The sequence below is a fragment of the Aeromonas sp. R1-2 genome, assembly GCF_040908505.1.
Classification (GTDB): Bacteria; Pseudomonadota; Gammaproteobacteria; order Enterobacterales; family Aeromonadaceae; genus Aeromonas; species Aeromonas veronii.
In genome coordinates this window covers 25,970-35,111 of the sequence record NZ_JBFODU010000001.1, presented here as the reverse complement: position 1 = coordinate 35,111, position 9,142 = coordinate 25,970, and the positions used below count along the sequence as shown (strand labels likewise).

Here is a 9,142-nt window from a genome sequence, read left to right as displayed (position 1 = left end):
TGTGGCTTGTTTTGTTTGGCGACTAATCAGATCGCACAAACTGGACTGAGTTCCCTTCCTCCAGTGATCTACTATTCGGAACAGTTATTTAGTATTTCATCATAATCATCTGACGCAGGAAAGTGCTTTCAAAACTCAAACCCTTCCATCCACGTATAACCTTTTCCTGCAATGAAAATAGCTTTTATACTAGACCGATTTATCTCCCCATAGTACCCTTTATATCGCTTAGCTTCCGAAATTCGGCTGCCGGTTAATGTACTATCAAGACCAAATAGAACACTAATTGGACTTACCGCTGGCGTTTGAATTGCTTGGCCATTCTGGTCAAAAAAAACTGGCAGAAAGCCAAATGTTTCCAAAAAAGAAGCGCTGTCATGAGCAACTCTTAGATCTTTCATTGTCAGTTTTGATTTCACTTCAATTACGTATAAAGCAGCTTCAATTGGGAAAATACCTGTAGTTTCATCAAACAACACCGGAGGCAATATGGATTTGTCATAAAGTATAATGTCAATCTGATTCGACATTTTCCCCGTTGCTTGTTCAACAACCTATCCAGTTCCCACACCGATATCTGCTGGCAATAGCGGCCGAAATAATTTGGAAGTCAGAATCTCTAACACTGTCCCCTTTACACCTTGATGTGTCAGCTTGCTCGCAGCTTTAGCTTCAGTGATTGCTCCAATCACTTTTGCCCTAAAAAAGTCTTGATATATGGTCATTTAAGGTACCTATTCTATGACAAGCCGGCTAACAGTGATTAGATAGAAGGCAGCATTAATCCGTTAGCAGAGCATTCCATATAACTCCGTAACATTTTCATTGCCGCCAAGTAAAAACAACCATTAAATCATAACGTCATCAGCTTTCTTCGCATGCTGGGCGTATTCGCTTGACTTCCTCTTTTTGCACCACCGTTACTACTGTGTGAAAAATCAGTGCTCAGCGCACTCTTGGCAAGCGCCGCCAGATTACGCCAGCATGAGCAGGTCAGAAATAAAAATGGGGCCGTCACCATGTTGAGTGGGTCGTAGGCAACCCTCGCTTATCCATTCCATCTGGCATGGCTACCGCCCCTGAATTTCAGCCTCCAGTCTGCTGCGTTTAACCAACGAATGGGCTTGGCATGGCTCATGGGGTGACTCCTACGAGGCTTTGTTGCCAATCGGGTATATTAGCGGCGGGTAGGCGGAGGGAAAGGACCAGATGGCCGATTTCTGATCTGGATCGGCTAATTAGTCAATAACGACTGATCTGGTGTGCAGATGGAGCGGGTGCTGCCATTGGTGAGGAAAGCAGTTAGTGGGTAAAAGCGCTGGCAGGTAAAAAACAAGAAGCCCCTGAACGGGGCTTCTCTTTGCTGGCCATGCCGCCACTGTGAACGGCTTGGGTGAGCGACTTGCTGGCGCCTTGGCCGGGCGCCGGAGTGAGCTGGTGCGGGCCTACTCTGCGGCCTTGTTGAGCCACTCCACCTTGTACTGGGCGCCTGCACCTTGCGCCAGCTTGGCGCAGAGGGGCTTCAAGAAGGCTTCAATCTGCTCTTCCAGCATCCAGGGCGGGCTGATGATCAGCATGCCTGAACCGTTCATGCCCCAGTCGGCAGTCTGACCGGCCACTTCCAGCTCGGCCACCAGCACGTTGCCGAAGTTCTCGCGCTTGATGGCGCGCAGCATGTCGCGGGATTTGTCCGCTTCCTGCCCGAGGATCGGATACCAGAGGGCGTAGATGCCGGTCGCCCAGCGTTTCTGCGCTTTTTTCAGGGTGTCGACCACGGCGAAGTAATCTTCCTTGAGCTCATAGGGCGGGTCGATGAGCACCAGCCCGCGGCGCGGGGTCGGCGGCAGTAGGGCGATCAGCCCCTCGAAGCCGTCACGGTGGTGCACGGCGACGCGGGGGTCATAGCCCATGTTGGCGCGCAGATCTTCGACCTCGTTGTTGTGCAGCTCCATCAGCGCCAGCTTGTCCTGCTCGCGGGTGAGGCGGCGGGAGAGCTCCGGCGAGCCGGGGTAGTAGTGCAGCTGGCCATCGCTGTTCATCTCTTCGATGACGCCGAGATAGGGGGCCATGGCAGACCACTGGGCCCGCTCGTCCCACAGGCGGCCGATGCCATCGGCATACTCGGCCTTCTTCTGGGACCAGTCGCCGCGCAGGTCGTAGAGACCGCCACCGGCATGGGTGTCCAGCACGATGAAGGGTTTCTCCTTCTTCTTGAGGGACTCGATGATCAGGGCCTGAACGGCATGTTTCAGCACATCGGCATGGTTGCCGGCGTGAAAGGCGTGGCGGTAGCTCAGCATATTAGATCTCTGAGGGGGCCCTGCTGGGCACCCAGTAACGATAGATAGTTCAACAAATTGCGGCTGTTGCCGCGAAACAGGGAGAGGCTGCGCAGGGTCTGCAACAGGACGCCCTGTTGCAGCCGCTCCAGCTCCAGCTCGTGGGCCAGCATCGACTGATACTGCTGCTCGTCGAGTCGCGTCTTGGCGCTTTGGCGCAGGGCGCGCCACGGGGTCAGCACCGCCTCGGTCTGCACCAGCGCCGGTTGCAGGTCGGTGAGATCAACCACGATGCCGAGTTGATCGAGCCGGTGCAGCAGCAGCGCCAGATTGACGTTGCCCCCCTGTTCCTGCACGGTGAGCCAATCCTGGCTGCGCTCACCATAGACCTTGCCGCTCCAGTGCCAGAAGCCGATCGGCGTCGGCAATTCGTGGACTGCGACCCGCTCGCTGGCCATCAGCTGTTCGTCACGCAAAGAAGGCTTGCTCCATGGTTTCCAGCTCTTCGGAGAGGCTCATCCACTCCAGCTCCACCTCTTCCAGCTGCTCCTTGAGGGGGCCCTGGGATTTGAGCAGCTCGGAGAGCTTGGTTTTAGCGCTCTCTTCGTAGATGGCGGGGTCGGCCAGCTGGCTCTCGATGTCGGCCAGCTTGCCCTGCAGCTTCTCCATGCTCGCTTCGAGCTTTTCCAGCTTCTGGCGCAGGGGACGGGTTTGCTGGCGGAACTCCGCCTCGCGCCGCTTCTGATCCTTGCGCGCTACCGCCGAGTTGGCAGAGACCGGGCTATCCGCCGGTTTGGCGTTGGCCTCTTTCTCCTGCTCGCCGAGCCACTTGTGGTAGTCGTCCAGATCGCCGTCGAACGGCTCGACCCGGCCACCGTGCACCAGATAGAAGTCATCTGTGGTGGTGCGCAGCAGGTGACGGTCGTGGGAGACCACTACCATGGCGCCTTCGAAGCCTTGCAGCGCCATGGTGAGGGCGTGGCGCATCTCCAGATCCAGGTGGTTGGTCGGTTCATCCAGCAGCAGGAGGTTCGGCTTTTGCCAGGTGATCAGCGCCAGCACCAGCCGCGCTTTTTCGCCACCGGAAAAGGGCGCCACTTTGTCGAGCGCCTTGTCACCGTGAAAACCGAAGCTGCCCAGATAGTTGCGCAGCTCCTGCTCGGTCTTGTCCGGCGCGAGGCGGGCCAGATGATCGAGCGGGGAATCGTCGAGACGCAGGGTCTCCAGCTGATGCTGAGCGAAGTAGCCGATGCTCACCCCGGCGCTCACTTCGAGCTTGCCCGACAGCGGCGGGTTGGAGCCCGACAGCATCTTGATAAAGGTGGACTTACCGGCGCCGTTGCGACCGAGCAGACCGATGCGCGAACCCGGTACCAGATTGAGTTTGATCTTCTCCAGGATCACCTTGTCACCGTAACCGGCAGAGAGGTTTTCCATAGCGATGAGCGGGGTCGGCAGGGCCGACGGCTCGCGAAACTCGAAGCTGAATTCGGAGTCGGCGTGGGCGGGCAGGATCTTCTCCATCCGCTCCATCGCCTTGAGGCGGCTCTGTGCCTGACGGGCTTTGGAGGCCTTGTAGCGGAAGCGATCCACATACGCCTGCATGTGGGACATCTCCCGCTGCTGCTTCTCGTACATCGACTGCTGCTGGGCCAGCTGTTCGGCGCGCTGCAGTTCGAAGTCGGAGTAGCCGCCGGTGTATTCGTTGAGCTTGCCGTTCTCGATATGGATGATGCGGCTGATGACCGAATCGAGGAAATCGCGGTCGTGAGAGATGAGCACCAGCGTGCCCTGATAGCCCTTGAGCCACTTCTCCAGCCAGATCACCGCATCGAGATCCAGGTGGTTGGTCGGTTCATCGAGCAGCAGCAGATCGGAGCGGCAGAGCAGCGCCTGGGCGAGGTTCAGACGCATGCGCCAGCCACCGGAGAAGCTGCGCACCGGCGAGCTCAGCTGCTCGTCGCTGAAACCGAGGCCGTGCAGCAGCTCGGCGGCGCGGGCGCGAATGCTGTAGGCGCCGATGGTATCGAGGCGACCGTGCAGCTCGGCTACCAGCAACCCATTGTCATCCTGCTCGGCTTGCGCCAGCTGGGCTTCCAGCGAGCGGAACTCCTTGTCGCCGTCGATCACATACTCGAGCGCGGAGCAGTCGAGCGCCGGGGTCTCCTGCGCGACGCCTGCGATCTGCCAGCCAGTGGGCAGGCTGAAGGTGCCGCTGTCGATGGCCAGCTCGCCCCGTACCAGTGCAAAAAAGGTGGACTTGCCACAGCCGTTTTTGCCCACCAGACCCACTTTGTGGCCGGGGTGAATGGTGGCGGAGGCGTTGTCCAGCAGCTTGCGGCCGCCGCGGATCAGTTCGATTTGACTGGCAACTATCATGGGTGGGATCTGCTTGCTCAAAATGGAGGAGAAAAACTGGCGCGGATCTTACGTGAAATGACGCTGATTTGCACTGTAGCGAAGGGCTGGCCACTGGCTGGCGCTGCAAAAACATGCCATAACAGAGAAACCAGTTTGGTAACGGGAGGTTAGCATGCATATCAGGGATATTATGACGACCCGGGTCGCCACCGTTTCAATGGATGATCGACTCAGTGTCATCAAGGATATCTTCGAGCAGGCTCACTTTCGCCACCTGCTGGTACTGGAGGAGGGTGAGCTGGTGGGGGTCATCTCGGATCGGGATCTGTTCCGCGCCATCAGCCCCTATCTCGACTCCGAAGCCGAGATGAGCCGTGATACCGAAACCCTCACCAAGCGGGCCCATCAGATCATGAGCCGCCACCCCGTTACCATCGCTCCCCATCTCACCGTGCGCGACGGCGTCAAGCTGATGCTGGAGAAGGGGGTCTCCTGCCTGCCGGTGCTGGAGAATGGCGCCCTGGTCGGCATCATCAGCTGGAAGGATTTTCTCAAGGCGGCGTTGGAGAGTGACGCGCTGGTTTGAGCCGACGCTTATCGCCACTAGCTGATAGAGAACCAATATAGAGAGAGGGGAGCCAAGGCTCCCCTCTCTCTATATTGGCTTTGCCGACAATGCCGGTTTGCACGCCGCCAGCATCATCATGGCTCGGGCTGCCCTGCGACAAGGCAGGAGGGGCCGCTGTCGGAGAGGTGCGGCTGAAGATGAGTGCGGATCTCCTGCAGGGTGCGCTGGTACTGCTGGGCATGTTGATCGAGAAACGCGGGGCTGTGCTTGAGGCGCCGCTCCAGGGTATCGACCAGCAGCGCCACCCTGGGAGCGGCCATACCCGCAGGCCAGCAGTGTTGCAGCAGCTCCAGCAGTTGCCAGGCATCGCCCGGCAGGGCGGGGAACTCCTCCAGCAGCTGCAAACCCGCTTGCAGGGCTGTCTGATACTGGCTGGCCTGCATCGCCTTGTGGCGCAGTTGGCGCAGTTCGCTCAGCCTCTGCTCTCTCGCCGTCAGGCGCTGGCCCAGCTCGGCCACCAGATGGTGGAACAGCTGGCGGGTGAGCGGGTGGGGCGCCACCCTGACGCGGTATTGGGTCAGTTGGGTCAGGTAGCGCTGGGCGTGGTGGGGCAAACCGCAGAACTGGCTGACCGCAAAGCCGAGCAGCAGGGTGAGGTGGTTGTCGCTCCCCTCATCCGGCTGGTGGTGGGCAATCAGGATCAGAGCCTCGTCAAAGCGGTAATCCAGCCCCAGCATCAACGCTTGCAGCAGCTCATATTCGTGGGGTTGCAGGTGGACGGTGCGCTTGAGGTGCTCCCACTCCTGTTGCAGGGAGCGGATCCGGTTGCTGGAGGGGGCGTGCCACAGCACCGCCAGACTGGCATTGAGCATGAAGCTGTCGATGGCGAGCCGGACGCGCTGCTCGCTGAAGTGGCGCAGGGTCAGGCTGTTGGCCTGCTCCAGCACCTTCTCCTCATCCTGCAGCACCAGCCCGAGCAACATCGCCAGCTGATGCCAGCGCGGTTGATGGGGGCGGATCTGCAGCAGCTCTCCCATGGTCTCCCACGCCGCCAGCCAGTGATGCTGATGCAGCTGGCTGGCGAGTTGCAGCTCCAGCCGGGTGGCCATCGAGACGCTGGCCTGATGGCGCTGCAAGTCGGTCTGGGCGCTCTGCAATTTGCCGAGCCCCAGCATGGCGTAGAAGAGCCCGGCCCTTGGCCAGCTCGCCTGATACTCGTTGGCACAGAGGGCATAGTGCTGGGCGGCAGTGATCCGCTCGGCTGATTGCAGCAGCAGGTAGCCCTTGAGTCGATCCAGCCAGGAGGTCAACGAGCGATTCTCCCGTTGAAACAACAAGTCTTCACAGAGGGCGGTAGCAAGTTGCCACTCCCGCAGCAGAATGGGGGCGGCCAGCGTGCGGGTCAGGTTGCTTAACTTCACCAGCTGGCCGAGCACCGCGGTGAGCTGTTGGGTCATGAAGGGGAGGGGCAGATAGAGGGAGAAGTAGAGATCCGAGGGGAGAAACTCCTGCTCGCTCTGATCGGCATCGAGCAGCAGCAATACACAACCGGGTTGCAGCAGGCCGAGATAGTGCGCTTCGTGCAGCAGCCGGGCTCCGTCAAGATCCTGCTGCTTGTCCTGCTGACAGATGATGGCGTCGAAGGCGTGCTGTTGCAGCAGGGCCAGCAGGCCACTGCGCTCGTGGTTTGGATGGCTGTGGTAGTGGATCCGGTCGGCGGGCACCCCCTGTTCGGTCAGTTCCCGGGTGATGGCGCTACGGAGCAGGGGATCCTCTTCGAGCAGCAGTATCGTCATGCAGGTACTTCCTGTGAGCAAACCATTAGGTTGATTATGGTAGACCCAAGAGGAACATAGGCACAGCACTCGCTGAGTGAAAAGCTGACAGTAGCCAGCAGGGTGCTGGAGGGCGCACTATGGGCTGTTATTTCAATCGGTTATGCCACATCTCAGGGCGGCAACCTGTTACTGCCGAGGGCGGGCCTGCGCCCCGAAGGGGCAGTCGCTCTGGCGGATCAGCCGCGACCCCTTGCCCTGTTCCCCCAGCCAGCTTAATTCCAGTTTGCCGAGGCGGCCCAGATGGCGCAGCTCGAACTCGTAGCGCTGGCAGAGGTTGTCCTGGGGTAGGCTCGCCATCCCTGCAGGCAGTCGGTATTGATAGCGCAGGAGTGGCCCATCCTCCAGCTTGCTGGTCACCGGCACCAGCCCCTCTGGGGTGGGCTGCGGCACCCCGAGTGCACGGCGCAAACTGAGCGGTGCATCGATCGCCTTTTGATAGTGCAGGCCGTTCATGGCCGCCAGCTCCTCTTCCAGCCGTTGCAACTCCCCTTCCAGCCCATTGAGCGCGGCCCCCAGCTGCTGGTGGGTCGTTGACGAGGCGCAGCCGCCCAGCAACAGGGTGGCAAACAGCAGGGCGGCTCTGATGGGGGGCACGGCATCTCCTTGGCTATGACGATGAAGTGTGAAGCTCAGGTCGGCTGGCCCTGACTATAGCAGGGGATTGCTGGGGGGCGTCCCCTGCAGCAGTTGGGCCAGACGGGCCAGCCCTTCGCCGACCCGGGCGTCGGTGGCGGGCTGGCTCAGGCTCAGGCGTACCCCTTGCGGAGCGGCAAACTGACCGGCGGCGAAGTGTTCCCCGCTCGCCACACCAACGTCAAGTGCATCGGCGGCAGCGGCAAACTGCTGGCTGCGCCAGGGCTCCGGCAGCGGTAGCCAGGCGTGCATGCTGCCCGGCTGCCAGCGAGCGGCAGGCAGCAGGTGGCGCAGCAGTTCGCCACGGCGCTTGAGGATCTCCCGCTGCTGCTCGACCAGCGGCATGATCTGGCGCTGACTGACCATTTTGCAGGCGAGCTCGATCAGCAGCGGGCTCACCATCCAGCTCGACAGCCGCATGGTCTGGGCGAAGGCGCTGCGCAGTGCGGGGGGCGTGAGCACGAAGCCGACCCGCAGGCCGCCGCAGGCGATCTTGGCCAGACTGCCCAGATAGATGACCCGCTCCGGCGCCAGATTGACCAGAGGGATCACAGGTTGCTGTGGCAGCAGACCGTTGACGTCATCCTCGATGATCAGCAGATCGTGGCGACGGGCGATGGCGACGATGGCCTCCCGCCGCGCCAGACTCATGATGGCGGTGGTAGGGTTTTGCAGGGTCGGCGTGAGGTAGAGCAGCTTGGCCCGGCGGGTACGGCAGGCGGCGTCCAGCGCCTCGGGCAGCAGCCCCTCCTCATCCATCGCCAGTCCCACCACCTGATTCTTCAGTTGGCGAGCGTTGCCCAGCATGCCGGGGTAGCTCAGCCCCTCGCACAGGATGGTCTCCCCCACGCTGCCGGTCGCCAGCAGCGCCAGCATGATGCCGTGCTGGGCGCCGTGGCTGAACAGCAGGCGATCCTCACTGCAGGCCACCCCTTGCTCCGCCAGCCAGTTGACGAACTGCTGGCGCTGATCCGGTTGTCCCGCCTCCTTGTCATAGCCGAGCAGGGCGTTGAGATCCCCGTCCGCCACTTCCCCCAACATGGGGCGAATGATGGCCGCCCGATCCAGCTGTACCGGCAGGTTCTGCCACAGCTCGATGCGGTGCCCCTCCTCCTGGCGGATCACCCACTCATTGGCGGGATCCGTGTTCACTCCCTTGACCCAGGTGCCGTGGCCCACCCGGGCGGCCAGCAGGCCGCGCCGCTCCGCCTCGCTGTAGGCGCGGGTGACTGTGCCGACGGTGACACCCAGACGATCTGCCAGGGATCGGTGGGTTGGCAATCGGGTCTGCGGTGGCAGCTCGCCATTCACGATCCCCTGTTCGATCGCTTTGACCAGTTTGAGGTAGAGGGGGCCATCGAAGGCCGCAAGGTCGGGCGTCCAGATTGTCATGGTGACAATAAATCCATTGATCAAAAATTGTTGTCAATATAGCGTGAATTTCAACCTGATAACAACCAAAT

General features: G+C 60.5%; 7 protein-coding genes and 1 pseudogene. 1 reads left to right on the top strand and 7 read right to left on the bottom strand.

Features of this window, described 5'->3' with window-relative positions; genetic code table 11:
• Positions 1-128: 128 nt before the first annotated feature.
• The 4 genes and pseudogenes from AB5Y76_RS00170 to AB5Y76_RS00155 form a co-directional block, all read right to left on the bottom strand.
• A pseudogene (locus tag AB5Y76_RS00170) lies at positions 129-533 on the bottom strand (DUF6602 domain-containing protein); the annotation flags it as partial.
• Positions 534-1,445: 912 nt separating this feature from the next.
• Positions 1,446-2,300, bottom strand: coding sequence for a 23S rRNA (adenine(2030)-N(6))-methyltransferase RlmJ (locus AB5Y76_RS00165; protein WP_263719196.1), 855 nt, complete (start codon positions 2,298-2,300; stop codon positions 1,446-1,448).
• Complete coding sequence (locus AB5Y76_RS00160; protein WP_005343337.1) at positions 2,294-2,755, bottom strand: DUF2390 domain-containing protein; 462 nt, start codon at positions 2,753-2,755, stop codon at positions 2,294-2,296. The genes AB5Y76_RS00165 and AB5Y76_RS00160 overlap by 7 nt, the downstream gene beginning before the upstream one ends.
• A complete protein-coding gene (locus AB5Y76_RS00155; RefSeq protein ID WP_263719197.1) occupies positions 2,748-4,658 on the bottom strand; it encodes an ABC transporter ATP-binding protein in 1,911 nt (636 codons plus the stop codon). Before AB5Y76_RS00155 ends, AB5Y76_RS00160 begins: the two co-directional genes overlap by 8 nt.
• 154 nt (positions 4,659-4,812) lie before the next feature.
• Between AB5Y76_RS00155 and AB5Y76_RS00150 the strand changes: the two genes are divergently transcribed.
• Positions 4,813-5,226 (top strand): CBS domain-containing protein, encoded by a 414-nt coding sequence (locus tag AB5Y76_RS00150; RefSeq protein WP_021229522.1) that lies wholly within the window; start codon positions 4,813-4,815, stop codon positions 5,224-5,226.
• A 116-nt stretch (positions 5,227-5,342) separates the two neighbouring features.
• On the opposite strand, the gene AB5Y76_RS00145 is transcribed toward AB5Y76_RS00150, so the two are convergent.
• The 3 genes from AB5Y76_RS00145 to AB5Y76_RS00135 all read right to left on the bottom strand — a co-directional run bounded on the left by AB5Y76_RS00145 (position 5,343) and on the right by AB5Y76_RS00135 (position 9,071).
• A complete protein-coding gene (locus AB5Y76_RS00145; RefSeq protein ID WP_263719198.1) occupies positions 5,343-7,004 on the bottom strand; it encodes a hypothetical protein in 1,662 nt (553 codons plus the stop codon).
• Positions 7,005-7,172: 168 nt separating this feature from the next.
• Positions 7,173-7,640, bottom strand: a complete 468-nt coding sequence (locus AB5Y76_RS00140; RefSeq protein ID WP_263719199.1) for a hypothetical protein — start codon at positions 7,638-7,640, stop codon at positions 7,173-7,175.
• 54 nt (positions 7,641-7,694) lie between these two features.
• Entirely contained in the window at positions 7,695-9,071 is a 1,377-nt protein-coding gene (locus AB5Y76_RS00135; protein ID WP_263719200.1) for a PLP-dependent aminotransferase family protein, read from the bottom strand.
• Positions 9,072-9,142 lie beyond the last annotated feature (71 nt).

What these genes read in the sequence shown, in the direction of transcription:
- AB5Y76_RS00165 (WP_263719196.1), bottom strand. Translation starts at nt 2,300, where the DNA reads ATGCTGAGCTACCGCCACGCCTTTCACGCCGGCAACCATGCCGATGTG.
- AB5Y76_RS00155 (WP_263719197.1), bottom strand. Translation starts at nt 4,658, where the DNA reads ATGATAGTTGCCAGTCAAATCGAACTGATCCGCGGCGGCCGCAAGCTG.
- AB5Y76_RS00150 (WP_021229522.1), top strand. Translation starts at nt 4,813, where the DNA reads ATGCATATCAGGGATATTATGACGACCCGGGTCGCCACCGTTTCAATG.
- AB5Y76_RS00145 (WP_263719198.1), bottom strand. Translation starts at nt 7,004, where the DNA reads ATGACGATACTGCTGCTCGAAGAGGATCCCCTGCTCCGTAGCGCCATC.
- AB5Y76_RS00135 (WP_263719200.1), bottom strand. Translation starts at nt 9,071, where the DNA reads ATGACAATCTGGACGCCCGACCTTGCGGCCTTCGATGGCCCCCTCTAC.